The organism is Azospirillum sp. HJ39, assembly GCF_041507355.1.
GTDB lineage: Bacteria > Pseudomonadota > Alphaproteobacteria > Azospirillales > Azospirillaceae > Azospirillum > Azospirillum thiophilum.
In genome coordinates, this window is sequence record NZ_CP167913.1 from 49,563 (window position 1) to 75,467 (window position 25,905).

General features: G+C 68.4%; 22 protein-coding genes and 2 tRNA genes. 9 read left to right on the plus strand and 15 right to left on the minus strand.

Going from position 1 to position 25,905, the window contains the following annotated elements; all coding sequences use genetic code 11:
* Positions 1–138: 138 nt before the first annotated feature.
* Positions 139–1,191 carry an RluA family pseudouridine synthase gene (locus ABMY26_RS31630; RefSeq protein WP_372400163.1) on the minus strand — a complete coding sequence of 351 codons (1,053 nt, stop codon included), beginning with the start codon at positions 1,189–1,191 and terminating at the stop codon, positions 139–141.
* 52 nt (positions 1,192–1,243) lie between these two features.
* On the opposite strand from ABMY26_RS31630, the gene ABMY26_RS31635 reads away from it, so the two are divergent.
* The 4 genes from ABMY26_RS31635 to ABMY26_RS31650 all read left to right on the plus strand — a co-directional run bounded on the left by ABMY26_RS31635 (position 1,244) and on the right by ABMY26_RS31650 (position 2,953).
* Positions 1,244–1,588 carry a hypothetical protein gene (locus ABMY26_RS31635; protein ID WP_372400164.1) on the plus strand — a complete coding sequence of 115 codons (345 nt, stop codon included), beginning with the start codon at positions 1,244–1,246 and terminating at the stop codon, positions 1,586–1,588.
* A 64-nt stretch (positions 1,589–1,652) separates the two neighbouring features.
* Positions 1,653–2,687 carry a low specificity L-threonine aldolase gene (locus ABMY26_RS31640; RefSeq protein ID WP_372400165.1) on the plus strand — a complete coding sequence of 345 codons (1,035 nt, stop codon included), beginning with the start codon at positions 1,653–1,655 and terminating at the stop codon, positions 2,685–2,687.
* Positions 2,688–2,730: 43 nt separating this feature from the next.
* A tRNA-Glu gene (locus ABMY26_RS31645) sits at positions 2,731–2,806 on the plus strand.
* Positions 2,807–2,877: 71 nt separating this feature from the next.
* Positions 2,878–2,953 (plus strand) — tRNA-Glu (locus ABMY26_RS31650).
* A gap of 243 nt (positions 2,954–3,196) precedes the next feature.
* On the opposite strand, the gene ABMY26_RS31655 is transcribed toward ABMY26_RS31650, so the two are convergent.
* The gene (locus ABMY26_RS31655) at positions 3,197–4,357 is read right to left on the minus strand and encodes a hypothetical protein (protein ID WP_372400166.1); all 1,161 of its coding nucleotides are present in this window, start codon (positions 4,355–4,357) and stop codon (positions 3,197–3,199) included.
* A gap of 206 nt (positions 4,358–4,563) precedes the next feature.
* Between ABMY26_RS31655 and ABMY26_RS31660 the strand changes: the two genes are divergently transcribed.
* Positions 4,564–5,250, plus strand: a complete 687-nt coding sequence (locus tag ABMY26_RS31660) for a sulfotransferase family 2 domain-containing protein (protein WP_372400167.1) — start codon at positions 4,564–4,566, stop codon at positions 5,248–5,250.
* A 66-nt stretch (positions 5,251–5,316) separates the two neighbouring features.
* Here the strand turns inward: ABMY26_RS31660 and ABMY26_RS31665 are convergent, their stop codons facing one another.
* Both ABMY26_RS31665 and ABMY26_RS31670 read right to left on the minus strand, forming a co-directional pair.
* Positions 5,317–6,459 (minus strand): class I SAM-dependent RNA methyltransferase, encoded by a 1,143-nt coding sequence (locus tag ABMY26_RS31665; protein WP_372400168.1) that lies wholly within the window; start codon positions 6,457–6,459, stop codon positions 5,317–5,319.
* Positions 6,460–6,633: 174 nt separating this feature from the next.
* Positions 6,634–7,002, minus strand: a complete 369-nt coding sequence (locus ABMY26_RS31670) for a hypothetical protein (protein WP_372400169.1) — start codon at positions 7,000–7,002, stop codon at positions 6,634–6,636.
* 373 nt (positions 7,003–7,375) lie between these two features.
* Between ABMY26_RS31670 and ABMY26_RS31675 the strand changes: the two genes are divergently transcribed.
* Both ABMY26_RS31675 and ABMY26_RS31680 read left to right on the plus strand, forming a co-directional pair.
* Complete coding sequence (locus ABMY26_RS31675) at positions 7,376–8,176, plus strand: SDR family NAD(P)-dependent oxidoreductase (protein ID WP_372400170.1); 801 nt, start codon at positions 7,376–7,378, stop codon at positions 8,174–8,176.
* A gap of 236 nt (positions 8,177–8,412) precedes the next feature.
* On the plus strand, positions 8,413–10,461 hold the full coding sequence (locus ABMY26_RS31680; RefSeq protein WP_372400171.1) for a methyl-accepting chemotaxis protein: 2,049 nt from the start codon (positions 8,413–8,415) through the stop codon (positions 10,459–10,461).
* Between the two features lie 48 nt (positions 10,462–10,509).
* On the opposite strand, the gene ABMY26_RS31685 is transcribed toward ABMY26_RS31680, so the two are convergent.
* The 8 genes from ABMY26_RS31685 to ABMY26_RS31720 form a co-directional block, all read right to left on the minus strand.
* Positions 10,510–11,391 carry a sugar phosphate isomerase/epimerase family protein gene (locus ABMY26_RS31685; protein WP_372400172.1) on the minus strand — a complete coding sequence of 294 codons (882 nt, stop codon included), beginning with the start codon at positions 11,389–11,391 and terminating at the stop codon, positions 10,510–10,512.
* Positions 11,391–12,551 (minus strand): dihydrodipicolinate synthase family protein, encoded by a 1,161-nt coding sequence (locus ABMY26_RS31690; protein ID WP_372400173.1) that lies wholly within the window; start codon positions 12,549–12,551, stop codon positions 11,391–11,393. Before ABMY26_RS31690 ends, ABMY26_RS31685 begins: the two co-directional genes overlap by 1 nt.
* Positions 12,552–12,726: 175 nt before the next feature.
* A complete protein-coding gene (locus ABMY26_RS31695) occupies positions 12,727–13,878 on the minus strand; it encodes a Gfo/Idh/MocA family protein (RefSeq protein ID WP_372400174.1) in 1,152 nt (383 codons plus the stop codon).
* Complete coding sequence (locus tag ABMY26_RS31700; RefSeq protein WP_372400175.1) at positions 13,875–15,251, minus strand: hypothetical protein; 1,377 nt, start codon at positions 15,249–15,251, stop codon at positions 13,875–13,877. The genes ABMY26_RS31695 and ABMY26_RS31700 overlap by 4 nt, the downstream gene beginning before the upstream one ends.
* Before the next feature lie 171 nt (positions 15,252–15,422).
* The gene (locus tag ABMY26_RS31705; protein ID WP_372400176.1) at positions 15,423–16,247 is read right to left on the minus strand and encodes an ABC transporter ATP-binding protein; all 825 of its coding nucleotides are present in this window, start codon (positions 16,245–16,247) and stop codon (positions 15,423–15,425) included.
* Positions 16,248–16,298: 51 nt separating this feature from the next.
* On the minus strand, positions 16,299–17,315 hold the full coding sequence (locus tag ABMY26_RS31710) for an ABC transporter substrate-binding protein (RefSeq protein WP_372400177.1): 1,017 nt from the start codon (positions 17,313–17,315) through the stop codon (positions 16,299–16,301).
* 108 nt (positions 17,316–17,423) lie between these two features.
* Positions 17,424–18,233 carry an ABC transporter permease gene (locus tag ABMY26_RS31715; RefSeq protein WP_045583768.1) on the minus strand — a complete coding sequence of 270 codons (810 nt, stop codon included), beginning with the start codon at positions 18,231–18,233 and terminating at the stop codon, positions 17,424–17,426.
* 143 nt (positions 18,234–18,376) lie between these two features.
* Positions 18,377–19,858 carry an MFS transporter gene (locus ABMY26_RS31720; protein WP_372400178.1) on the minus strand — a complete coding sequence of 494 codons (1,482 nt, stop codon included), beginning with the start codon at positions 19,856–19,858 and terminating at the stop codon, positions 18,377–18,379.
* 159 nt (positions 19,859–20,017) lie between these two features.
* Between ABMY26_RS31720 and ABMY26_RS31725 the strand changes: the two genes are divergently transcribed.
* The gene (locus ABMY26_RS31725) at positions 20,018–20,974 is read left to right on the plus strand and encodes a LysR family transcriptional regulator (protein WP_372400179.1); all 957 of its coding nucleotides are present in this window, start codon (positions 20,018–20,020) and stop codon (positions 20,972–20,974) included.
* An 86-nt stretch (positions 20,975–21,060) separates the two neighbouring features.
* On the opposite strand, the gene ABMY26_RS31730 is transcribed toward ABMY26_RS31725, so the two are convergent.
* The gene (locus ABMY26_RS31730; RefSeq protein ID WP_372400180.1) at positions 21,061–21,774 is read right to left on the minus strand and encodes a TetR/AcrR family transcriptional regulator; all 714 of its coding nucleotides are present in this window, start codon (positions 21,772–21,774) and stop codon (positions 21,061–21,063) included.
* Positions 21,775–21,956: 182 nt separating this feature from the next.
* Here ABMY26_RS31730 and mgrA point away from each other — a divergent pair, with 182 nt between their 5' ends.
* Entirely contained in the window at positions 21,957–22,997 is a 1,041-nt protein-coding gene (gene mgrA / locus ABMY26_RS31735; RefSeq protein WP_372400181.1) for an L-glyceraldehyde 3-phosphate reductase, read from the plus strand.
* Positions 22,998–23,067: 70 nt separating this feature from the next.
* On the opposite strand, the gene ABMY26_RS31740 is transcribed toward mgrA, so the two are convergent.
* Together ABMY26_RS31740 and ABMY26_RS31745 are read right to left on the minus strand one after the other, a co-directional pair.
* The gene (locus tag ABMY26_RS31740) at positions 23,068–24,159 is read right to left on the minus strand and encodes a TAXI family TRAP transporter solute-binding subunit (protein ID WP_372400182.1); all 1,092 of its coding nucleotides are present in this window, start codon (positions 24,157–24,159) and stop codon (positions 23,068–23,070) included.
* A 32-nt stretch (positions 24,160–24,191) separates the two neighbouring features.
* On the minus strand, positions 24,192–25,652 hold the full coding sequence (locus tag ABMY26_RS31745) for a hypothetical protein (protein WP_372400183.1): 1,461 nt from the start codon (positions 25,650–25,652) through the stop codon (positions 24,192–24,194).
* Positions 25,653–25,905: the final 253 nt, after the last annotated feature.

The following is a 25,905-nucleotide window of genomic DNA, read 5'->3' on the forward strand; positions in this document are numbered from 1 at the left end:
GCCACTATGCACTGCGAAGGAATCGCATGCATACGGCCATTCTTCGACGCGGGTTCCATAGGCCGCCCTGAATGGGCGGGGGTGGAACCTCACCATTGACGCGAAGTCTACCCAAGAAAAATTTCCCGGTGTACCGTTTTAAACCGTCTCCAAGGTGACAATTAGTTCATGAATATCGGCCGGAATTGAGGATCGGAACGCCACGATCTCGCCATTAACCGGATGGCGGAAGGTCAGCGCCGCGGCATGCAGCGCCTGGCGCGGGAACCCGGCGAGGCTGGTGCGCGCCGGCTCGGGCAGCAGCGAGGCGAATTTTCCGCCCGGCCGTCCCGACCGGCCGCGGCCATAGAGCGGGTCGCCGACCAGCGGATGGCCGATGTGGGTCAGGTGGACGCGGATCTGGTGGGTGCGCCCGGTCTCCAGCACGCATTCGACCAGCGACGCCGCCATGCCGAAGCTCTTGACCACCCGGTAGCGGGTGGCGGCCGGCTTGCCGCCGCCGGTCACCACCGCCATCTTCTTGCGGTCGGCGGAGCTGCGGCCGATGTTGCCCTCGATCCGGCCCTGCCTCGGGTTGGGCACGCCCCAGACCAGCGCCAGATAGGTGCGGCTGAGGGTGCGGTCGGCGAACTGCTCGGTCAGGCCGTGGTGGGCGCGGTCGTGCTTGGCCACCACCATCAGGCCGCTGGTGTCCTTGTCCAGCCGGTGGACGATGCCGGGCCGCCTGACCCCGCCGATGCCGGACAGGCTGTCGCCGCAATGGGCCAGCAGGGCGTTGACCAGCGTGCCGTCGGCATTGCCGGCGGCCGGATGCACCACCAGCCCGGCCGGCTTGTCGATCACCAGCACGTCGGCATCCTCGTACACCACCGTCAAAGGGATGTCCTGGGGCTGCGGTTCGGCCGCCTCCGCCTCCGGCACCTGCAAGACGAAGGTCTGGCCGGGTTTGACCCTCAGGGACGCGTCCGTTATCGTCCGCCCGTCGCCGCGCACGCAGCCCTGTTCCAGCAGGGCCTGCACGCGCGACCGCGACAGGTCCGGCAGCCCGGCGGCCAGCGCCTTGTCCAGGCGCAGGCCGGCGGCGGGGGCTGGAACCGTGTAGGTCAGCGGACCGGCGGGGCCGGGGCCGGGGACGGAACCGGCGGCGTCGTCGTCGGGTTCGTCGAACTCGTCGGGGATATCGTCAGCCATCGGGCGTGCGTGTCGCGTCCTGTTTCAATCGTCCGGGAGTGGACCCCAAACCGTGCAGATCCTCAAGGCACTCGTCGTCATCATGGGCGTTCTGATCGTCGCCGGCTTCGCCTTCCTGGGCGTCGAGCTGTACAAGCGCATGTCGGACCCCACCCGCGCCACCTCCGCCGCCGTCTCCTCCGGAGAGGCCGACCGCACCGGGGAGCGGGGCGCCGACCGCACCGTCGAGGTGACGCTGGACGTCCCGGCCGGCGCCCGCATCGGCGAGATGCTGGCGGTCGGCAACCGCGTCCTGTTCAAGGTGACGCTGCCGCAGGGGCCGGACCGGCTGTACCTGATGGATCCGCGCAGCGGCGCCGTCACCGCCACCATCACCGCTGGCAGGCCCGCCCCATAAGAACCTGCAAGCCCGCCCAGTAAGACCCGGCAAGCCCGCTCCTTAAGGAACAAGGTCCGCGACCATGCATGATTTCCGCAGCGACAACGTCGCCGGCGCCGCTCCCCAGGTGATGACCGCGCTGGCGATGGCCGCGTCCGGCACCGCCGCCCCCTATGGCAACGATCCCTGGACGCAGCGGGTGACCGAGCGGCTGGGCGCGATCTTCGCGACCGAGGTGGCGGTCTTCCCGGTCGCCACCGGCACCGCGGCCAATTCGCTGGCCTTGTCGGCGCTGGTGCCGCCCTTCGGCGCCGTGCTCTGCCACGAGGACGCGCACATCACCATCGACGAGTGCGGCGCGCCGGAATTCTTCACCGGCGGCGCCAAGCTGGTCCCGCTGGCCGGCGAGCATGGCAAGCTGACCCCCGACACGGTGCAGCGCCACATCGCCAGGGCCGGCGTCGGCGTCGTCCACCGCGTCCAGCCCGCCGCCCTCAGCCTGACCCAGGCGACCGAGGCCGGCACAATCTACAGCCCGGCCGAGGTCGAGGCGCTGGTCGAGGTCGCCCATGCCAACGGCATGGCGGTGCATATGGACGGCGCCCGCTTCGCCAACGCCATCGCCCGGCTGGGCTGCGCCCCGGCCGACGTGACATGGCGGGCCGGGGTCGACGTGCTGACGCTGGGCGGCACCAAGGGCGGCTGCCTCGCCGCCGAGGCGGTGGTGTTCTTCAACCCGGCGATGGCCGAGGATTTCGGCTTCGGCCGCAAGCGCGGCGGCCATCTGGTGTCGAAGATGCGGTTCCTGTCGGCGCAGCTCGACGCCTGGCTGGCCGACGGCCTGTGGCTCGGGCTTGCCGCCCATGCCAACGCCATGGCGGACCGTCTGGCCGACGGCCTGACCGCGCTGCCCGGGGTGACGCTGGCCCATCCGGTGGAGGCCAACGAGCTGTTCGTCCGCCTGCCGACGGCTTACGCCGAGGCGCTGGAGGCGGCGGGCTATGGCTTCTACCGCTGGGACGACGGCACGGCGCGGTTCGTCACCGCCTTCGACACCCCGGCGGCGGCGGTGGACGGGCTGGTGGATATTTTGCGGCGGATCTCAGAAAAGGCTTGATCGGCGGTCCGGGCTTCGTTAGAAACCCGCCCACGCCGATGACGTCCCCATCGTCTAGAGGCCTAGGACACCGCCCTCTCACGGCGGTAACAGGGGTTCGAATCCCCTTGGGGACGCCAACCTTTCCATGGTTGGGTCAGGCGCGGATGGCAAGCCTCCATCCCCGCCGGTTGAAGCATCGGGACCGGACGTCCCCATCGTCTAGAGGCCTAGGACACCGCCCTCTCACGGCGGTAACAGGGGTTCGACTCCCCTTGGGGACGCCAACCTTTCCATGGTTGGGTCAGGCTGCACGTTCCAAGACTGCGTCATCGATGATGGACAGCGCCGCCCATTCAGCGCGGCCGCCTTATCCAGACCATCGCCCGCAGGGGCCGAACCGGATGCCCGCGACCTTGGGCGGCATCGGCCTCCACAAGCGTTCGAGGAAACCGCCGGAACACATGGCCGGCGGCACGGCCGTCCCGTCATGACCGTCCCGTTATCGGGGGCATCGATCGCCGGCAAGGTCATGATTCGGCGCAGACGGACCCTCCGCCATTGGCCGGAGCCGTTGCCAGACGCTCCGCAAGCTGGTCCCGCTCGGCCATGACCGATGCATGCGCGGCCTTCTCCTGCTCCAGGAGCGTCTCGCATTCCAGTATCCTGTCCGTGTAAAACGACCTGCTTTTTCTTGCATAGAACTCATGACGCTGCCATTCCTCCAGCGCATCGCTCTTCATCGATTCGATGAATCGAGCGCTCTTCTCGGTGCGGCAGTAGCCTGCGATGATCTTCGTGAACTGGTTGATTGTGTCGATGAAAAATTGATGCGACCTCACATTCACAAGGGAGAATTCGAAATCCGACCGAGCGTCCGAAAGGTCGACATGGGAGCCGACCATCTCCGACAAATATCCTTCGACCGACTGCCGGAGATTGGCATCTTTCGCCATCGCTGTGGCGTCGATCACCAGATCGGCCGAATCGTAAGCGTTCGCATACAGATAAAGATGGAATAGAATGAATATTCCAAAAAAGCTCTCGTCATGCGGAGATGGTATTCTCGATGAATACCAGTCATCGATCATGCAGATAAATTTATCGTGCCTCGATGCTTTTATCATTTCTTCGATTTTTTCAAAGAAATAGGGGTTTCCATTAATCTTCTGACTGGAAAAGGAAGCCCATTGGTGAAAAATGTTCCTATGCAAGAAAATATTCCTTCCAGGGAAATCCTTCTTTATGGCCTCGATACGCCCCAACGTGCGCGTGCATGTCAGGACAGGGATTTTCCTATTCGCCCGCGCGTGCTGGATAAGCCTCTCCAAATAATTTTTCTCGCCAACCGATAGGCTTCCATAAAACCCATCGGCAGGGATAAAGCTATCGACGGACATGGATTTTTCATATCCTTCGATTCCCCCGCCGTCCTTTATGATTGGCAGATATTCTATGAAGTAATTGGCAACAATCGGATGGTTTGATTTCCAAATATCCCCCGATATGGCGCTTACCGTTTTTAAATCAAATTTCTCGAGTCCCTCGTTAAAAACCTCATAATACGAAATCGTATCCGTTAGATTCCGAAATTTGCTCCAGATCCAGGTGCTGGAAACCCTGAAGCTAGAATGGACAAATATTGTATTGTCAATTCCCTTGGGAGTGCTGGAAAAATCAGCAATAGACAAAGACGCCTCCTTGGCATTATTATTATTCCTGATCGACCTTAATTCAATTGTAGCATGATTTACGGTACGGATCAGGATAATTTTATGTCATCATATGGTTTTGGCGCGTCCGGCTGCCCCGCCGCCACCCAGCTTGCAGCGGACAGCCAGTTGGTTCGGATGGGGCACCGCAAGGCAAGCCGGCGCGGAGCATGCAAGGTTCATCCATGACCGAGATAATCTTCGTCCACATTCCCAAGACCGCCGGCACGAGCTTCCGCACAGCCCTGTGCCATGGCTTCGCCGAAAACAACGTCAGCCCGGCCTTCGCCGCCTCCACCGTCACCGAGAGCGACAGGGCGCGGCTCTCCGCCTATCGCGTCGTCTCAGGGCACATCAGCATGGCCGACGTCCGGCTGCATTTTCCACAGGCCCGGATCCTCACGATCCTTCGTGATCCTATCGACCGCTGCCTGTCCTGGTACTATTACGCGCGCCAACTGGCAGGAATATCCGATCCGGAGGTTCTTGCCGCCCAGGCCCACGATGTCGACGCCATCTTCGAGATCGACCGGCAGATCATGTTCCGGAACATGTTCAACCGGCAGGTGCGCCAACTGGGCGACCATGTCCTGAACACCAAGGTCGATCTCGATGCGGCGTTGGAACGGGCAAAACAGGCACTGGCAACGGCCGCGTGGGTGGGCCGGCAGGAACGGATCGGAACCGATCTGGCCCGCCTTTGGACCGTTGTTCCCGAGATGGCCGGGATTCCGCTGCATGCGGAGAACGTCACTCCAGGGCGCCGTTCGGCCAACGACCTGGACAACGCCCTGGTCCAGAAGATTGCAGCCTGGAACCGCTATGACCTTGAGCTTTACGCCTATGCGGCCACCCTGTCCGCGACCGGATGATGAGCGGCCATCGGATCATGGACGGCCCGATGGGACCGGCGGCTGCACGGGTGGCAGCCACGCTCCTCACCCCAGCGCCCCCGTCAGATGCAGCGTCACCCGCAGGCCGCCGTTCGACACCGACACGCCACCCTCGCCGAAGGGCAGTTCGGTCGCCTGGGCCAGGGACGGTTCGTTGGTGATGACGGCGACGCGCCAGCCGGCGAAGCCCTGCTTCAAGGTCTGGCCCAGCGCGTGGTAGAGCGGCACCAGCGCCTTGCGGTCGGTGCCGAGCCGGGCGCCATAGGGCGGGTTGACGATGACGAGGCCGGGGGGCCCCTCCGGCGCCACGAGGTCGCTGACGGAATGCTGGCGGAAGTCGGTCCAGACCGACACGCCGGCCCGCTCGGCATTCGCGCGGCTCATGGCGATGGCGCCGGCATCGCGGTCGCTGCCGTAGAAGCGGACCGCAGGCTCCGTCACCGTCCCGGCCGCGCGCAGGCCCTGCCAGACGGCGGGGTCGAAGCCGGCGAGCTGCTCGAAGGCGAAGCTGCGCGAACGGCCGGGCTTCAGGCCGGCGGCGATCTCGGCCGCCTCGATCGGGAAGGTGCCGGAGCCGCACATCGGATCCACGACCGGCACCGGCTCCCGCCCGTCATAGCCGCAATGGCGCAGGAACAGCGACGCCAGCGTCTCGCGCATCGGCGCCTTGTGGACCGCTTCCTTGTGGTTGCGCTTGTGCAGCGACTCCCCCGAGCTGTCGACGCTGATGGTGCAGAGGTCGTCGTCGATGCGGGCCTTGATCGACACACCGGGCTCGCCCGCCTCGGGGGCCTCGCGGATGATCGGGGCGCCCAGCTCCTCGGCGATGGCGCGCTGGATGCGCTGGGCGGCGGCGCCGGCATGGTAGATGCGCGAGCCCTTGCACGACACCTCGACCCGCACCGGCACGTCGGCGCGCAGGAAGTCGGCCCAGGGGACGCGGCGGGCCCGCTTGTCGAGCTGCGCCAGATGGAAGGCACGGAAGGAGGCCACGCGGGCCAGGATGCGGGTCGCGCCGCGCATCTCCAGATTGGCCCGCCAGACCTCCGGCCAGCCGCCGGCAACGGTCACGCCGCCCTTCACCGGGGTCGGGTTCGTGAAACCGCGGGCCTGGGCTTCCGCGCACAGCACGGATTCCAGGCCGGGGGTGGCCACCATGAAGATTTCGAAGTCGCTGTCGGTGTTCATCCCGCCTACATAGCCCGAAGGCCGGCGGGGTGGAAGCTCCTGCTTGCCGCGCGGCGCCGCCGGCTGCGGAAAGGACCGGGGAAATCGGCAGGCGCCCGCGGCAGCATCGGGATGGGGGTGTTCAGGCAGACATCAGGCACGCGTTGCCGGCCGAACGAATCATCGGCCTGACGGTTACCGGTAGGAGCTGTGCGAGGCGATGTCGCTGTCGTGGCCGACGGCGTCACCCGAGGCCGACAGTCCGACGGCGGCGCCCCGGGCGGTGGAGCCGAGGCCGAGCTTGCCGCGGGCGAAGTTCAGATAGGCGGTGGCGGCCTGGGTGTCGCCCTGGGCGGCGAGCGAGCGGGCGGCCAACAGGGCGATGCGGGCGGCGTCGCGGTCGGAGCGTTCGACCGAGGCATCGGCCTGGGCGGCGACGGTGGAGGCCAGCAGGCTGTCGAAGCCGGCATCCTGCGCGGCGGAGGCCGAACCGGCGGTCAGGGCCAGGGCCGACACGGACAGGACGGCGGCGGCGGCAAAGGTGGCGATCTTGTTGGCGACCATGACGATGTCCTTTTGGAAACGGCCCCTCCGGGGGGATGCGCCCGGTGACGGGGGGAATCGTCACCGGGCGCGGGGCGGGGCTGGAGGTTTCAGCCCGACCGGCGCCGGGGAGCGCCGGCCGTGAAGAAAGAGTTAAACGTCAGGCCGTGTTGGATAAACCCGGTTGTTCCGACAACACTATTCGTTCGGAAACAACAATCGGGATCGCCCGGGCGCGTCGCCGGGCGGGTCGAACGCTCCGCATGGGCTGTGCGTTGACGGGCCGGACCGCCGCCCTCTATGATCGGATTGGAACACCAACAATCAGCGGTGTTTTCGATTTCGAACATGCCGCGATCATCTGCCAACATCCGCACGAGGGGGGACACGCACCATGACCGCGACCGACGGCACGACCTGGCCGGCCGACCTGCTGGCGCAGGAATTCCGGGGCAAGCGGGTTCTGGTGACCGGCAGCAGCCGCGGCATCGGCGCCGCGGTGGCGGCGGCCTTCGTCCAGCTCGGCGCCCGCGTCGCCATCCATGGCCGCGACGCGGCAACGGTGGAGGCCGCGGCGGCCGGGATGGCGACCGCCGCGGGACCGGAGATCGTGGCGCTGGCCGGCGATTTCGCCGACAAGGCGGAAACCCGCGCGGTGGTGGAACGCGCGGTGGATCGGCTGGGCGGGCTGGACGTGCTGATCAACAATGCCGGCACCATGCTGGGCCGGGTGGCGCTGGCCGACATCGACGACGGTTTCCTGCAACGCCAGTTCGACCTGAACGCCGCCTCCGCCGTGGTGGCCAGCCGGACGGCGCTGCCGGCGCTGATCGCCTCGGCCGGGGCCATCGTCAACACCGGCTCGATCTCCGGCCGGACGGGCGGCAGCGCCGGATCGGCGCTCTACAGCGCGGCGAAGGCCTTCCAGGCCAGCCTCGCCCGCTCGCTGGCGACCGAACTGGCGCCGCACGGCATCCGCGTCAACGCCGTCTCCCCCGGCACCATCGCCACCGACTTCCACCAGCGCTATTCGACCCCGGACAAACTCTCGCAGACGGCGGCGCGCATCCCGCTGAAACGGCTGGGCACCGCCGGGGACTGTGTCGGCGCCTACCTGTTCCTCGCGTCGGGCCGGCTGGCCGGCTACATCACCGGACAGGTGATCGAGGTGAATGGCGGGCAGTTCTATGGCTAAAGGCAGGGATCCCGACAGTCGAGATGTGCCCGGCATGGCAATTTGCAAAGCAATCTCAGCAGGATTGGCGAATTGCGATAGGTCGCCGACCGGACTATCCGAAACAGGCGGCGATTTCGTAGGACAGAAAAACACTTTTCCCGTTAGCGGTCCTTTGGCATCGTTCTTGTAACGTGTTCCCCAACAGACGGGCGAAACAAAGATCGCTCCTTCGCCAGAAGTCGGGGTCATCAGACATGAACACCAGAATCCAGAACCAGCCGGCCGGCGTCGGCGCATTCGCCAACCTGCGCACCGCGACCAAGGTCTATACCGGATTCGGGGTCACGCTGGCGCTTCTGGTCGGGTTGGGGGCGGTATCCTGGGCCGGCCTGCGGACGAGCCAGGATGCCATGCGGCGCCACGCCGCCCAGTCGCATGTCGCCATGACGGTGGCGGAGGCCGACACCGCGATGGCCGACGCCTTTGGCGCGGCCGAGGAATTCATGTCCAGCGGCTCTCCCGCCGTGGCCGACCGCTTCCGCAAGGACGTCGACCTGCTCCGCCGGAAGCTGGACAGCGCCATCGGTCGGATGAGCAGCGCCGCCGATCTCCAGGCGGCGCAGGACATCGCCGGCCTGCAGCAGACCTTCGCCGGCGGCTTCGAGCGCCTCGTCGCCGCGCGGACGGAGCGCGACGGGATCGTCGCCTCGGTGGTGAACACGCTGGGTGCCGACATCCGCCGGACGCTCAGCGACACGGTCAAGGCGGAGAAGGCCGCCGGCAAGCCGGACCGCGCCCTGCGGGCCGCGGAGGTCAGCGAACAGTTCCTGCTGGTCCGCGTGCTGGTCGCCCGCTTCGTGGTGGAAACCAAGTCGGAGGATCTGCTGCGCATCCGCAAGGATCTGGGCGAGGTGGTCGCCAAGGCCGACCTGCTGACCGACGGGATGGACGACGGCCCGGCCAGGACCAGGCTGGAGGCCGCGCTCGCCAAGCTGCCCGCCTATGGCACCGGCATCGAGCGGATCGCGACGCTGAGCGACGAGCTGAAGTCGCTGAACCAGGAGACGCTGGGCAAGGCCGGCCGGGAGATCGGCGACAAGATCGGCCTGATCCGCACCAATTCCGCCGATTTCCTGGACCAGCTCGAGCGCACCGCGGCGGCCGAGGCGACGGCCGCGGAGATGCGCGGCACCGCGGTGACGGCGGTTGCCCTGCTGCTCGGCCTGCTTCTGGCCTGGGCGATCTCGCGCGCCATCACCCGGCCGCTCGGCACCATCACCCAGGCGATGGGGCGGCTGGCCCAGGGCGACCTGACGGTCGCCGTCACCGACGATCTGCGCCGGGACGAGATCGGCGCGCTGGCCCGTTCGCTCCAGGTGTTCAAGACCAGTGCGCTGGAGATGGAGCGGCTGCGCAAGGCGCATGAGGAGGCCGAGCGTCAGGCGGCGGAGCATCGCCGCCAGACCATGATGGAGATGGCCGACACCTTCGAGAGCACGGTGAAGGGCATCGTCGACACCGTCGCCAACGCCGCCACCGGCATGCGCGACGCCGCCACCGCGCTGAGCGCCACCGCGCATGACGCGAGCGAGCGGTCGCTGCTGGTCGCCAGCGCGTCGGAACAGGCGTCGGCCAACGTGCAGACCGTCGCCACCGCGACCGAGGAGCTGTCGGCCTCCATCGCCGAGATCGGGCAGCAGGTGGAGAACTCCACCCGCATCGCCAGCCAGGCGGTGGCCGACGCCGACGGTGCCGACCGCACCATGTGCGAGCTGGTCGCCGCCGCCGACAAGATCGGGCAGGTGGTGGAGCTGATCAGCGGCATCGCGGCGCAGACCAACCTCCTGGCGCTCAACGCCACCATCGAGGCGGCCAGGGCGGGCGAGGCCGGCAAGGGCTTCGCCGTGGTGGCGAGCGAGGTCAAGGCGCTGGCCAACCAGACCGCCAAGGCCACCGACGAGATCCAGGCCAAGGTCCAGGAGATCCAGCAGACCACCGGCGGCGCCCAGAAGGCCATCGGCGGGATCGGCAAAACCATCGGCCGGATGAGCGAGATCGCCACCGCCATCGCCGCCGCCATCGAGGAGCAGGCCGCCGCCACCCGCGAGATCGCCAACAGCGTCACCCAGGCGGCCCAGGGCACCGAGGAGGTGTCGTGCAACATCGCCGGCGTCAGCACCGCCGTGCACGAGACCGGCGACGCCGCCGGCCGCGTCCACGGCACCTCGCGCGAACTGGCCGCCGAAGCCGAACGGCTGCGCCACGAGGTCGGCACCTTCATCGCGACGGTGCGGGCGGCCTGAACCCAACGTCTCCCGCCCCCGGCGGCCCGGGATCGGGAGACGCCGTCCTCACACCGCGCTGCGGTGGCGCTCGATGCAGGTGTCCAGCACCTCGCCCATCGGGCGTTCCCACCAGTTGGCCTGCGAGAAGATCTCCACCTCCGACCAGCCGGCGAAGCCGGCCTCCTCGACCCAGCCGCGGATGCGCGGGATGTCGATGACGCCGTCTCCCATCATGCCGCGGTCGAGCAGCAGGTCGGCGGTCGGCACCAGCCAGTCGCAGACATGGAAGGCCAGCAGCCTCTCCTTGCCGGCGCGGCGGATCTGCGCCTCCAGATCCGGATCCCACCAGACATGGTAGACGTCGACCGCCACCCCCAGCGCCCCCGACCGTACCGGGTCGAGCCTGTCGCAGAGGTCGAGCGCATGCGCCATCGTGTTCACGCAGGCGCGGTCGGCGGCATACATCGGGTGCAGCGGCTCGATGGCCAGCGGCATGCCGGCCTTGCGGGCATAGTCCAGCAGCTCTGCGATGCCGTCCTCCACCTGCGACCGTGCCAGCGCGATGTCCTTGCTGACGGCGGAGCCGGGGCGGGAATAGTGCGGCAGGCCGCCCACCACCAGCACCAGGCAGACGGCGCCCAGCGCCGCCGCCTCGTCCACCGCGCGGCGGTTGTCGTCGCGCACCTCCGCCGCCTTGGACGGGTCGGCCGGGAACATGCCGCCGCGGCAATAGCCGGACAGCGCCAGTTCGCCGCTGCGCACCGCCCGCACCGCGGCATCCAGCCCGACCGCCGCGACCTGGTCGCGCCAGGGCGCGATGGCGCCGATGCCGCGGCGGGCGCAGGCCTCGGCGATCTCCAGCAGGTTGCCCTGCTTGCGGACGGTCGCGGTGTTGATCGACAGCCAGCGGTGGCCGCCGGAAAAGTCCCGTGGCTTGACGTCGCTCATCAGGCGATCCCCCGCACCGCCAGCACCGCCGCCATCCGCTGCGCCGCCCGGTCGGGATCGGACAGCAGCCCGGCCTTGTCGGCCAGCCGGAACAGCTCGGCCAGATGCAGGGTGGAGCGGGTGCTCTCCTGCCCGCCGACCATGGTGAAATGGTCCTGGTGGCCGTTCAGGTAGGCCATGAAGACGACGCCGGTCTTGTAGAAGCGGGTGGGCGCCTTGAAGATGTGGCGCGACAGCGGCACGGTGGGGGCGAGGATGTCGTGGAACCCCGCCTCGTCGCCCTCGGCCAGATGGGCCAGCGCCGCCGCCGCCGCCGGGGCGATGGCGTCGAAGATGCCGAGCAGCGCGTCGGAATGCTGCTGCCCGTCGCCGGCGATCAGCTCGGCATAGTTGAAGTCGTCGCCGGTGTACATCCGCACGCCGCTGGGAAGACGGCGGCGCATGACGATCTCCTTGTCCTTGTCGAGCAGCGAGATCTTGATGCCGTCGACCTTGGGCGCGAAGTCGCCGATGATCGACAGCGCGGTATCCATCGCCGCGTCGACATCGCCGGTGCCCCAATAGCCGGCCAGCGCCGGGTCGAACATGTCGCCCAGCCAATGCAGGATGACCGGACGGCGAACCTGCGACAGGATGCGGCCATAGACGCGGGCGTAATCCTCCGGCCCCCTGGCGACGCGGGCCAGCGCGCGCGACGCCATCAGGATGATGCGGCCGTCGAGCGCCTCGATGGCCTCGATCTGCTCCTCGTAGGCGCGGATGACGTCGTCGACGCTGCGGGCGTTCTCCGGCGGCAGATGGTCGGTGCCGGCGCCGCAGGCGATCACCCCGCCGCGCGCCTTGGCCGCCGACTGCGACCGCCGGATCAGCTCCAGCGAGGTCGGCCAGTCCAGCCCCATGCCGCGCTGCGCCGTGTCCATCGCCTCGGCGACCCCGAGGCCGAGGTCCCACAGATGCTCGCGGAAGGCGATGCTGCGCTCCCAGTCGATGGCCGGGGCCAGCCACGGATCGGAGTCGGCCAGCGGGTCGGCGACCATGTGGGCGGCGGCGAAGGCGATGCGGGTCAGCGGCCGGTCTGTGCGGGCGGGAAAGCCACGCGGCGGGGCCAGGGTGTAGCTCTCGATGCTGCGGTCGGGGCGCGGGAGGCGGATGGTCGGCATGGGTCAAGGTTCCTGGATAGGTCGTCGCCGCCGATGCCCCCTCCCCATCCCTCCCCCACCTTCGGTGGGAGAGGGGGTAGAACGCTTGTCGACGTGACTTGATCGCGAAGCGGCGGCAGTTCCCTCTCCCGCGAAGCGGGGGAGGGTTAGGGAGGGGGCAGCGTCAGCCGGCGCCTCAGCCCTCCAGCGGGGCCACGTCGACCCAGCGGCGTTCGCGCCAGCTCTGCATCGCGCATTCCACCAGCTGGACGCCCTTGGCGCCCTCGATCAGGCCGTGGTTGTAGGGCGCATCCTCCACCACATGGCGGATGAAGGACTCCCACTGCACCTTGAAGCCGTTGTCGAAGACGGCGTTGTCGGGCACCGGCTGCCAGGTCTCGTAGAAGTCGATGGTCTGCTTCTGGTCGGGGTTCCACACCGGGCGCGGGGTGCCCTGGCGCGGCTGGATCACGCAGTCGGTCAATCCTGCGACCGCCGAGCCGTTGGTGCCGTCGACATGGAAGGTGACGAGGTCGTCGCGATGGACCCGCGTGCACCAGGACGAGTTGATGGTGGCGATCACCCCGCCCTCAAGCTCGAACATCGCATAGGCGGCGTCGTCGGCGGTGGCCTTGTAGGGCTTGCCCTTCTCGTCCCAGCGTTCCGGGATGTGGGTGGCGCCCAGGCAGGAGATGCTCTTCACCGTGCCGAACAGGTTGTCGAGCACATAACGCCAGTGGCAGATCATGTCGAGGATGATGCCGCCGCCATCCTCCTCGCGGTAGTTCCAGGAGGGGCGCTGCGCCGGCTGCCAGTCGCCCTCGAACACCCAATAGCCGAACTCGCCGCGCACCGACAGCATGCGGCCGAAGAAGCCGCTGTCGCGCAGCATGCGCAGCTTCTCCAGGCCGGGCAGGAACAGCTTGTCCTGCACCGTGCCGTTCTTCACTCCGGCCTCGGCGGCCAGCCGGACGACGCGCAGCGCCTCGTCCAGGTTGGTGGCGATGGGCTTCTCGCAATAGACGTGCTTGCCGGCGCGGATCGCCTTCTCCAGCAGCGTCGGGCGCATCTGGGTGGTGCCGGCGTCGAAGAAGATGACGTCGTCCGGGTTGTCCAGCGCGGCGTCGAGATTGTCGCTCCAGCGCTCGATGCCGTGACGGCGGGCCAGTTCCTGCATCTTCTCGGCATTGCGGCCGACGACGATCGGGTCGGGCATGACGCGCGAGCCGTCGGACAGGGTGACGCCGCCCTGGGCGCGGATCGCCAGGATCGAGCGGATCAGGTGCTGGTTCATGCCCATCCGCCCGGTGACGCCGTGCATGATGAGGCCAAGGCGCTTGGTGCTCATGGGTGGACTCCTTGGGAAAGCGCTGATGTCGGGTTTGAAAGGGGTGACAGGGCGGACCAGTCGGGATCGGACAGATGCGCGAAGCCGGGGCCGTACAGCGGCGCCGTCTCCAGCCGGCCGCTGGCGGTGGCGAGCCTGACGGTTCCTTCGCGGTCGCGGGTATAAAAGCCGGGATGGGCGTCGAGGAAGGCCGCCCCCTCCGCCTCGCCGGCGAAGCCGCCGCCATACTGGTGGCCGTTGCGCTCGGCATGCGGGATGCCGAGGAAAGCCACCAGCGCGGTGTCCTGCTGGACCGACAGGCCGGCCTGGCAGGTCAGATCCTCGGCGGAGATGAAGTGCGGCGGTCCCCAGGCGGCGCAGCGCGCCCGGTTGAGGATCGCCTTGTAGAGACCCTTGCAGGATTTGGACGACACGCCGCGATAGCCCATCGCGCGGGCGCGCGGGAAGGCGTCGTAGCCGTCGTCGGATTCGTCGACGATCACCGGCACCCGCTCGGCCACCGCGCCCAGCGGGCGGGCCAGCGCCGCCTCCCGCGCGATCGGCTGCTCCAGATAGGCCAGCGCCCTGCGGAAGCCGGCCAGCTCCGGGGCAGCGTCCATCCGGTCGAGCAGTTCGGCGACATGGCCGGCGTCGCGATACTGCTCGTTGCCGTCGAGCGTGGCGCGGTAGCCGGGCGCGGCCTCCTCCAGCACGGCGGCCAGCGCGCACAGCCGGGCGATGTCGGCGTCGACATCGCCGCCCAGCTTGATCTTGAACCAGCGCAGCGCCGAGCGCTCCAGCAGGGCGCGCAATGCTTCTGGGGCGTCGAGCAGGCCGACGGTGTGGCGCAGCTCGACCGCCGGCAGCGGCGAAAGCCCGTTCAGGAAGCCGTCCAGCCCGAAGCCGGCGAGGTCGGGCGCCAGCCGCGCGTCCAGCCCGGCGGCATTGGCCCCCAGCCCCTGGAAGGCGTTCAGCCCCAGCACCCGCAGCAGCCCGTCCAGCACCGCCTTGTCGATCTGCGCCGGGCCGAAGGCGGCGGCCAGCTTCGGCTCCAGCGTCGGCGAGAAGGCGGCGTGATGGCCGAAGGCGGTGTCGAGGCGGCTGTCGGACAGATAGGCGTCGCGCGCCTCGATCAGCGAGCGGCGCAGGCCGTCCACCGTGTCGGCCGGGCTGCGGTCCGGGCGCTTGTCGAACCATTTCGGCATCATCATCTCGGCCGCCGCCCCCCAGGCCTCGCGCTGGCCTTCGCCCTGGCCCTCGACAGCGACCAGGGCGCGGACGAAGGCCTGCGGAGCGGCCTCCACCGTGACCGCGCCGAAGCGGAACGGCTTCACGAAGCGGACGGGCCGCTCATACAGCTCGATGGCGCGGATGCGGAGACGGGGGGCGGACATGGGTGGTCCTTTGTTCTTTTGATGGTGTCTTGCCCCCACCCTTCCCATGCTGGCGCATGGGCCCCTTCCCTCCCCCGCCTTCGGCGGGAGAGGGTGGATTTGCAGAGCGGCGGCAGTCCCCTCTCCCTCGAAGAGGGGGAGGGTTAGGGAGGGGGCAACCGGGGGCCGCGCCTAATCCAGATGTCCCTGCGCCGCGAAATGCTTGCGGATGGTCTGGGTCAGCTGGATGAACACCGGGTCGCCCATGACGTCCAGCGTGCGCGGGCGCGGCAGCGGCACCTCGTAGGTGGCGGCGATGGTGCCGGGACGCTCAGACATCACCATCACCCGGTCGGCCAGGAACACCGCCTCGGGGATCGAGTGGGTGATCAGGATCACCGTCTTGCCGGTTTCGTGCTGTATGCGCTGCAGCTCGACATTCATCCGCTCCCGCGTCATGGCGTCGAGCGCGCCGAACGGCTCGTCCATCAGCAGGATCTTCGGGTCGTGCACCAGCGCCCGGCACAGGGCGGCGCGCTGCTGCATGCCGCCCGACAGCTGCCAGGGATATTTGTTCTCGAACCCGGTCAGCCCGGTCATCCCGATCAGCTTGTGCGCGCGCTCCAGATAGCGCTCGCGCGGCAGGCGGCGGATTTCCACCGGCAGCATGATGTTGCGCAGCACCGAGCGCCAGGCCAGCAGCGTCGGGCTCTGGAAGACGATGCCGGTGTCGTCGTGCGGCTCGGTGACGGTGTCGCCTTCGATTCGGATGCTCCCGCTGCTGACCGGCAGCAGGCCGGCCAGCATCTTCAGCAGGGTGGACTTGCCGCAGCCGGACGGACCGACCACCACCAGGAACTCGCCCGGCCGCACATCGAAGGTGATGGGGCGGAGCGACGGCACCTCGCCGTCGCGGGTGCGGTAGGTCTTGGTCACGCCGTCGATGCGGATCAGCGGCTCGCCGGACAGGCGCTGCGTCTCCGCCTCGCCGACCAGTTTCAACTGAGGCTGTGCCATGCTCTCCTCGTCGCTCCGTGCGGGGTCCAAGGTGGGTCCTTTACGCTTGGTTCACTTCGCCGCGGCGTTCATTGCCTTGGCGGCCGGATCGGCCGGCAGGAACTCGCGGGTGTAGAAGCGCTGCGGGTTCTCCTTGGCCGCCGCGTCCAGCCCGCCATATTCCACCAGCAGATCCAGCGTCTCCTTCATGTTGGCGTCGGTGACCTGGAAGGGCCGCATCTTCTCGGTTTCCTTGGTCCGGTAGAGCGGGATGGTCAGCTCGAAGCCTTCCTGGAGGGTGTCGGGCTTGCCGCCCTTCGGGTTGGCCTTCAGGATGGCGGCAGCCGCGTCCTTCGGCGCCTTCTCCGCCTCCTCCACCGCCTTGGTGGTGGCGGCCATGAAGCGGCGGACGAGGTCGGGATTGCTCTTCAGCGTCTCGGTGTTGGCGATGATGCCCGACGAGACCATGTTGACGCCGTAGTCGGCGAAGCGGATCGGCGTCACCGACTTGCCGGTCGCGTCCTTGATCTTCATGCTCTGGTCCATGACATAGCCGAGCAGCAGGTCGGCCTGGCCGTTGATGACGGCGTTCAGCTTGGTCTGGCCGTCGCCCGACACCACCTCGAAGTCACGCTCCTTCAGGCCGGTCTTCTTCAGGAACAGCGGCCAGATCTGGGACATGCTGTCGCCCGGCGTCATGGCGACGATGCGGTTCTTGATGTCTTCCGGCTTGCGGATGTTCTTCTCGGTGAAGCCCATCGCCGACATCGGGCTGGTCTGCAGCAGCACGCCCGGCGAGGTCACCGGCGCGCCCTTCATCGCCGCCTTGATCATGGTCGGCACGTCGACATAGCCGAAGGTCACGCCCTTGGCGGCGACCAGCTGCGTCGTCACCGCCGACCCGCGGCCTTCCTGGATTTCCAGGTCGATGCCCTCGGCTTCGTAGAGCCCCTTGTCCTTGCCGTAATAGAAGGGCGCGTGCTCGCCGTAGACGTACCAGTTCAGCATCAGCGTCACCTTGTCGGCGGCCTGCGCCGGCAAGGTGGAGGCGGCAAAGGCGCAGAGCGCCGCGACAATGGCTTTCTTCATCACGACCGGTGTCCTCCCATGGGTGGTGGATCGCCCCGTCGGCCCGGATGCGGCGTCGGGGTTCTTGTCGGTTGCTTGGAGGTGCGAACTCTTGGAGTTCGAACGGGGTCAGTTGGCGAGGCCGGCCTTGTGGCGCTGGCTGGCGTGCCAGGGGATGGCGAAGCGCTCCAGGACATCGATGGCCCAGAACAGCACGACGCCCATCAGCGCCAGCACGGTCAGGGCCGCGAACATCAGCGGCAGCTCGAAATTGCCGATGGAGCGTTGCAGGACGAAGCCGATGCCGGAGTTGGAGCCGACGAACTCGCCGACCACCGCGCCCACCACCGCCAGCGTGATCGAGACCTTCAGCCCGGCGAAGATCGCCGGCAGGGCATGCGGCAGGCTGACCATCTGGAAGGTCTGGAGGCGCGAGGCCTTCATCGAGCGGGCAAGGTCCATCATCTCGCCGTCCACCGACTTGAAGCCCTGCACCGCCGACACGACGACCGGGAAGAAGCCCAGCAGGAAGGCGGCGATCACCTTCGGCATCAGGCCGAAGCCGAACCACACCACGAACAGCGGCGCGATGGCGACCTTGGGGATCGACTGCGAGAAGACCAGCAGCGGGTAGACATAGGCCTCCACCGTGCGCGAGCCGGCGATCAGCATGGCGATGGGGATGCCGAACAGCACCGACAGGGCGAAGCCGCCCAGCGTCGCGGTGAAGGTCGGGACGGATTCGGCCAGCAGGCGCGGCCATTCGTCGATCATCGCCAGCACGACGTCGCCGGGTTTCGGCACCAGATAGGCGGGCACGCCGAACAGCCGGACCGACAGATCCCACAGAACCAGCAGGATGACCATCAGCAGGATGGGGCGGACCCAATCGGAATTGAGCAGGCGCAGCGCTGCGCCCGAGCGTGAGCGACGTTCCATGCGTCTCCTCCCGCCGGCGGGCTCGGGCGGCCGAAGAGGCGGCCGCGATGTTTTAACCGGCTGGTTAAAAGTACGTCCGGCCCGCCCATGCCGTCAACACAGAAAATAGTCACGGCTGATGATTCGTTGCTTGAACCAGTCGCTCACCCCGCATCGCCCGGCAGCGGGGGGCGCGTCGCGATGGCGCGGCGAAGGGCGGCGCGGCTGAGGGCGGCGATGGCGAGGGCGGCGACGATCAGGGCGGCGGCGACGGCGAAGGTGGCCCGCATCCCGGCGGCAATCGCCGTGGGCGCCGCCGCGGTGATGTCGACCGCTCCCGACGCCAGCGCGAACAGCGCGCCCATCGCCGACGCCCCGGTGATGAGCCCCAGGTTGCGGGAGAGGTTGAGCATGCCGGAGACGACGCCGCGCCGGTCCGGCGGGACATCCCGCATGACGGTCGTGTTGTTGGCGGCCTGGAACAGTTGATAGCCCGGCGTCAGCACGGCGATGGCCGCGATGTAGCCGGCGACGCCGGACAGCGGCGGCAGCACCGACAGGGCCAGCGCGCCGGCCGCCATCGCGGCGAGGCCGGCGATGACCGTGGCGGACGCGCCGAACCGGTCGACGATGCGGCCGGCGACGACGCCGCCCAGCACGGAGATCATCGGGCCGACCGACATGACCAGCCCGACCAGGGCCTCGCCCAGCCCGAGCGAGACGGAGAGGTAGAACGGCCCGACCACCAGCGTCGCCATCATCACCGCCGAGACGAGCGCGTTCATGGCGAGGCTGCCGCTCAGCACCGGGTCGCGGAACGCCGCCGGCCGGATCAGCGGCGACGCCACCGTCGCCTCGACGCGCAGGAAGAGGCCACCGCCGAGGAGTGCCGCCAGCAGCAGCACGACGGTGACGCGGTCGAAACCGCCGTGGCCGGCCGTCATGGCCAGGGCATAGGCGGCGAGCGTGCCGGCCAGCAGCAGCGTGCCGACACCGTCGAACCGGGGGCGGTCCGCCTTCGGCGCCACGCGGTCGGCCGGCAGGAAGCGGCGGCCGAGACCGGCGGCCAGCAGGCCCAGGGGGAGGTTGACCAGGAAGATCGCCTGCCAGCCGAACCCGCCGACCAGGACGCCGCCCAGCGACGGGCCGAGCGCGGTGCCGACCGCCGACATCGTGCCGAGCAGCCCCATGGCGCTGCCGATCCGGTGCTTGGGAACCGTCTCGCCGACGAACGCCATGGCCAGCGCCATCATGACGGCGGCCCCCAGCCCCTGCGCCGCCCGGGCGGCGGTCAGCAGTTGAAGCGACGGCGCGACGCCGCACAGGGCCGAGGCCGCGGTGAACAGGATCAGCCCGCCCAGCAGCAGCCGGCGGCGGCCCACGATGTCGCCCAGCCGTCCGACGCTGACGATCAGCGTGGTGATGGCGAGCAGATAGGCGAGGACGACCCACTGAACCTGCTGGAACGAGGCGGTGAAGGCCGCGGCCAGGGCCGGCAGGGCGATGTTGGCGCTGCTGGTGCTGAGCGAGGACAGCAACAGGCACAGGGACAGGCAGGCGAGCGCCCCCAGGATCGGCGTTGGAGGCGCCGATGCGCCCTCGGCCCTGGCCCCGGTCTTCGTCCCGGCAATCGGTGATGTCGTCATGGGCTGTGTTCCCTGCTGGCTTCGGTTCGGTCGAAACGGTCGGGAACGCTAGCCCCTTGCCGGAGATGGCGGAACGCGCATGGTTCGCACTGTATTCGTGCGCTTGACGCCATGTCCGGGCGCCATGGCCGGACGGGCGGTTCATGCTATGGTCGGTCCATGGCGCACCCCGATTTCAACCTGCTGATCACGCTGGACGTGCTGCTCGCCGAAGGCAGCGTCGCGCGGGCCGCCCGCCGGCTGCGGCTCAGCCCGTCGGCGATGAGCCGCGCGCTGGCGCGGCTGCGGGAGGTGACCGGCGATCCGTTGCTGGTCCGGGCCGGGCGCGGCCTGGTTCCGACGCCGAGGGCGCTGGACCTGCGCGGGCGCGTCGGCCCGCTCGTGCAGGAGGTGGCGGCCGTGCTGCGGCCGGCGGAGACGCTCGACCTGACACGGCTGGAGCGGACCTTCACGCTGCGGAACCGGGAGGGCTTCGTCGAGAATTTCGGACCGGCTCTGATCGCGCGCGTCGGCGAACAGGCGCCGGGCGTGCAGCTCCGCTTCGTGCCGAAGCCGGAGCGCGACAGCGCGGCACTGCGCGACGGCCTCGTCGACCTGGAAACCGGAGTCGTCGGCGATGCCACCGGGCCGGAGTTGCGGGCGCAGGCGCTGTTCCGCGACCGCTTCGTCGGCGTCGTCCGGCCGGGACATCCGTTGTGCGGGGCCGCGGTCACGCCGGCGCTCTATGCGGCCGGCCGGCACATCCTCGTCTCCCGCCGCGGGTTCGACCGCGGGCCGATCGACGAGGCGCTGGCCGCGACCGGGCTGGCGCGGGAGATCGTGACGGTGGTCGGCGGGTTTTCGGAAGCCCTGGCCCTGGCGCGCGCCTCCGACCTGATCGCCAGCGTTCCCGAGCGCTACACCGGGAACCTGCGCGCCGGACTGCACAGCTTCCCGCTTCCGCTCGTCCTGCCGGAGGTCACCATCTCGCTGCTGTGGCACCCGCGGCTGGACGCCGATCCGGCGCATCGCTGGCTGCGCGGCTGCGTGCGGGAGGTGTGCGCCGACCCGCCGCCATCCGACCCGCCGCCGACCGGGCCCTCTAGATCGGATCGCGTAAAATCGGCATCGATTTGAAGCGTGAATCCGATCGCCAGACATAAGGCTAGAGTTTCGTGCGTTTCATATTAAACGCACGAATTAAACGCACGAAACTCCAGGGCTCAGGCCCGCAGCGACTGAAGCACCAGCTCCACCATATGGGCCAGCCGCTCCTCCTTGGCCGGTTCGGCCAGCAGGTCGCGGCCGAAGATGACCGACAGGGTGTGGACGTTGGACAGGTAGAAATAGGACAGGCCGGCGATGGAGATGTAGAGCTGCACCGCGTCCACCCCGGCCCGGAACAGCCCCTGCTCCACCCCGCGCTCCAGCACGTCGGCGATCATCTGCACGAAGGGCGAGTGCATGGACTGGACCTGTCCCGAGGTCTTCAGCAGGTCGGCCCGGTGCAAATTCTCGATGTTCAGCAGGGCCATGAATTCGGGATGGTCGATGAAATACTGCCAGGTGAAGCCGATCAGCCGCGCGATGGCGTCGGGCGGGTCGAGCGTCTCCAGGCTCAGCGTGCGTTCGGTGGCGCGGATGTGGGCGTAGGCATCCTCCAGGACGGCCAGATACAGCTCCTCCTTGTTGCCGACATGGTAATAGAGCATCCGCTTGTTGGTGCCGGCCTGCTCGGCGATGCGGTCGACGCGGGCGCCGCCCAGCCCGTGGCGGGCGAACTCCTCGGTCGCGGCGGCCATGATGCGGGCGCGGGTGCCCTCCGGGTCGCGGGTGACCTTGGCCGGAGGCACGGTTTTGCCAGTTGCGGCCTTGTCGGTCGCGGCTTTGTCGGGTGCGGGCGGCACGGGCGCGGGGGCGTCGGTCAGGCTGTCCATCCGGGGAGCCGGCTCCTGCTGTCCGGGTGAGTGAAACGGTCGTCGCCGCATCGTAGAGTGTCGACCGGCGGTTTTGAAAGGGTGCCGATGACACAGCCGCCACGGATCGCGCCGGGGATTGCGCATCGCCATGCCGGCGCCCTATGCTGATATATCACCTAAGAACCCATTGGGAGATCGCCATGCAGCCGCCCTATCTCGCCGACCCGTCCCGCCACGAGGGTATGAGCTACCGCCGCAGCGGCCGCAGCGGCCTCGACCTGCCGGCCATCTCGCTGGGGCTGTGGCAGAATTTCGGCGGGACCGACGTGTTCGCCACCGGGCGCGCCGTGCTGCGCCGGGCCTTCGACCGCGGCGTCACCCATTTCGACCTCGCCAACAACTACGGCCCGCCGCCGGGCTCGGCCGAGGAGAATTTCGGCCGCATCCTCGCCACCGACTTCCGCCCCTACCGCGACCAGATGGTCATCTCGACCAAGGCCGGCTACGAGATGTGGCCCGGCCCCTACGGCAACTGGGGCTCGCGCAAGTATCTGGTTTCCAGCCTTGACCAGAGCCTGAAGCGGATGGGGCTGGACTATGTCGACATCTTCTATTCGCACCGCGTCGATCCCCGCACCCCGCTGGAGGAGACGATGGGCGCGCTCGACCACATCGTCCGCCAGGGCAAGGCGCTGTATGTCGGCATCTCCTCCTATTCGCCGGAGATGACGCGCCGCGCCGCCGCGATCCTGAAGGATCTCGGCACGCCCTGCCTGATCCACCAGCCCTCCTACTCCATGCTGAACCGCTGGGTCGAGGGCGGGCTGCTCGACACGCTGGACGATCTCGGCATGGGCTGCATCGCCTTCTCGCCGCTGGCCCAGGGCATGCTGACGGCCAAGTACCTGAACGGGCAGCCGGCCGATGCCCGCGCCGCCAAGGGCGGGACGCTGCGGGCGCATTTCCTGTCGCCCGAGACCCTGGAGCGCGTCCGCGCGCTGGACGCCATCGCCAAGCGGCGCGGCCAGACGCTGGCCCAGATGGCGATCGCCTGGGTGTTGCGCGACCCGCGCGTCACCTCGGCGCTGATCGGCGCGCGGAACGTCGAGCAGCTCGACAACTCGCTGGATGCGCTCGACACTCTGTCCTTCACCCCGGAGGAGCTGGCCGAGATCGACATCCATGCGGTGGATGCCGAGATCAACCTGTGGCAGGCCTCCTCGACGGCCGCGGCCGGCTGACGCCCCCGTCCGGGCGACCGATGACGGAAAGGGCCGGCTCACCCCGGCCCGTTTCGGTCCTCCGGCCTCCCTATGGCTGGGAGCGCGCCTGCCACAGCAGGAACTGCTCGAACAGCTTTTCCGCCTGCCGGGGCTCGATGCCGCGTTGCGCCGCGAACATGCGGAAATCCTCCTTCTTGCCGGCGGGGGACTGCTGGCCGCTGCCCGCCCCCGCCTGGCGGAGCCACAGTTCGGCAGGTTCGAAGCGGGTCCAGCCGGGAATCTCCGCCGCCAGGTTGACCTCCTTCCATTTCGGATGCCGCGGCGGCTTCAGGAACTCGTCGAACCTGCTGAAGAAGGCGTCCACGAACCGGGCGACCTTGCGGTGCCGCTCCAGCTCCCGTTCCCAGCCATAGACCGCCATGACCGCGCCGACCGCGACCGTGTCGACGTCCTCGCCGGGCTTGATCAGCCCGTCATAGTCGGCGGCGGTGAGGCTCGACGGCAGATAGGTTTCCAGCAGTTCGGCGGTCATCGGGATCGACAGGAAATGCAGGCCCCCGTCCCCCTTCAGGTCGCGGAACAGGCGGGTCGGCTTGCCGGCGACATAGGCCATCGCGGCGATCTCCCCCTTGCGCAGCTTTTCCAACGCCACGGCCTGGTCGTTCGCCTGTGGGTCCACCGTGATGCCGAGCATCCCGAAGATCAGCGACGCCGTCATCTGCGTGCCGCTCCCCTGCACATCGACGTTGACCTTGCGTCCGGCGAGATCCTCGATGCGCGCCACGTCGGGGCCGGCCAGGATGTGCAGTTCCTCGTTATACAGCTTGGTGATGTATTTGATGCGCTGGCCGATGTTGGGCAGCAGCTTCTCGCGCTTGGCATAGGCGAGCACGTCGGATTGCACGATGCCGACATCGATGCCCTTGAGCAGGACGATGTCCTTGAGGTTCTGCACCGACCCCTTGCCCAGCATCGGCAGGACGCGCAGCCTGTCGCCGTCGTCCAGGACCGACGCCAGGTCGCTGGCGATGCGCACATAGGTCCCCTCGACCCCGCCCGACACGATGCCGACGGTCCCGCTGTTGGCGCTGACGCCGCGCGGATCGGCGGCCGATGCCGGAAACCCGCCCGCGACGAGGCACAATCCGAGAAGCAGAACGCGGACGATCACTGTCCCCATGATGGCTCCCTCCGTGGCTCCGGGCCTGTCCGCTACCTGGACCTGCCGGCAAGCCAGACAGTCAATTTCTGCAGGTTCTGTTCGGCGTCGGCGCTGCCGTTGGCGATTGCCCGGCGGTACCACGCGGCCGCCTGCGCGGGATCGGAAGACAGCCCCCGCACCCGCAGCTGCTCGTGAACCAGCGGATCGTGCGTCCTGCCCAGGGCGAAGGCCGCCTTCGCGCTGCCCGCCGCCCCGGCCCTCTCGTAATAGAGCCGGGCTCCCGCCAGATCGCCTTGGGCGAACAGATCGTCCCCCCGCTTCATCAATGTCGCCTCGGGAATGGCGGCGGGGAGCCTGCCCGGGCGCTGCACGACCTCCTCGCGCTGCTGCCGGATCGGTGGCGGAGGCGATGGCGGAGCGGCCAGGGCCGGAAGCGTCGCGACCGTGACCGTGGAGGCGGGGGGCGACGGCGGCGGCGTTGGTTCCGCGACCGGTGCCGGTGTCGGGTCCGGGGCCGCGACCGCGGCCCTGGAGGCCGCTGGCTCCGGGGGCTCCGGTTCGGCGGCGGGCGCTGGCGTGGATGCCGGACCGGGATCGGCGGCAACCGTCTCCGGCTGTCGCGGAGGCGACGGCGACGAGCTTCCGGACTCCGCCGCCACGCCGTCAGTCCCGCGTCCTGCCGGATCGCCGTCCGCCGGCCTGCTTCCGCCCGGCAGGGCGATGGCCTCTTCCCCGTGCGACGAGCCCCCCTGCGCAGGCGGCGGCTCCTCGCCAGGGTTGGACGGCGCAACGGCCATTGGAGCGGCGGCCATTGGAGCGGCGGCCATTGGAGCAGCGGCCAGGGTGCCGGCGCTGCCTTCGCCGACCGGAACCGTCAGTTCCTTGACCTGTCTGGCGATCACGCCGCCACCATGATCGGTCACTGCGGCGAGGTGCAGGGTCACGGGTTCCGCGACCTCGGGCGGCATGGTCATGGTGAGGCCGGACAGACCCTCCAGCGGAACCTGCCAGACGCCGTCGCCGACCTCCTTGCCATGCGAGAGGGTGGCCCCGGGTGGAAGGTTGGAAATCAGCACATAGGTAATCGCCTCGTGTTGCGCGTTCGGTTGCCCATAGGGCGGGGCGACGGCAATGGACAGCAGAGCGGGCTGCCCCGCCCCGCCGCCGGATGCCTGCGCGGCGAGGAACGGCATGAGCCGCCAGTCCATCTCCTCCGCCCCGCCGGCCTTCCGGGCCGCCGTCACAGGCGGGGCTGCCGGTGGACTGGTCGACGGGCTGGCGGGCGCAACGGCCGGCCCGGCGGCGGGGGCCGGCTTCTCATGCACGCCGAGCCAGGAATCCAGCGTGGGGTCCGTGTTTTCAACCAGCACCACGCAGCACCCCGCCCCCTTGCCAGGACCGCGGCTGTCCAACCGCAGGGACTGGTCGTCCAGCCGGACCGGAACCGCGAGGACGGTCAGTATCGCAAGGCAGGGCCGGACGCGGCCGGTGCCGGACAACACCGAGTACATACCCTTCCGTCTGCCTCCGCTATGCGGAAAGCCGGATGGCGTTGCGTCCATGGAAACATCCTCCCAGACAACACCCCTTAAATCCCGCCTTTGCAATCAGGCAGCATCGCGATGTTTTTTAAAGAATTTCAGCAGATATTTCTGCCGATGTTTGTTTCGGATGCTTGGAGATTTCGACGATCTCTCAGGATCTTCTTATTCTATGACGGACCATGATAAAAACAACCATTCCATGGGTGATGTTGTCGGTTTT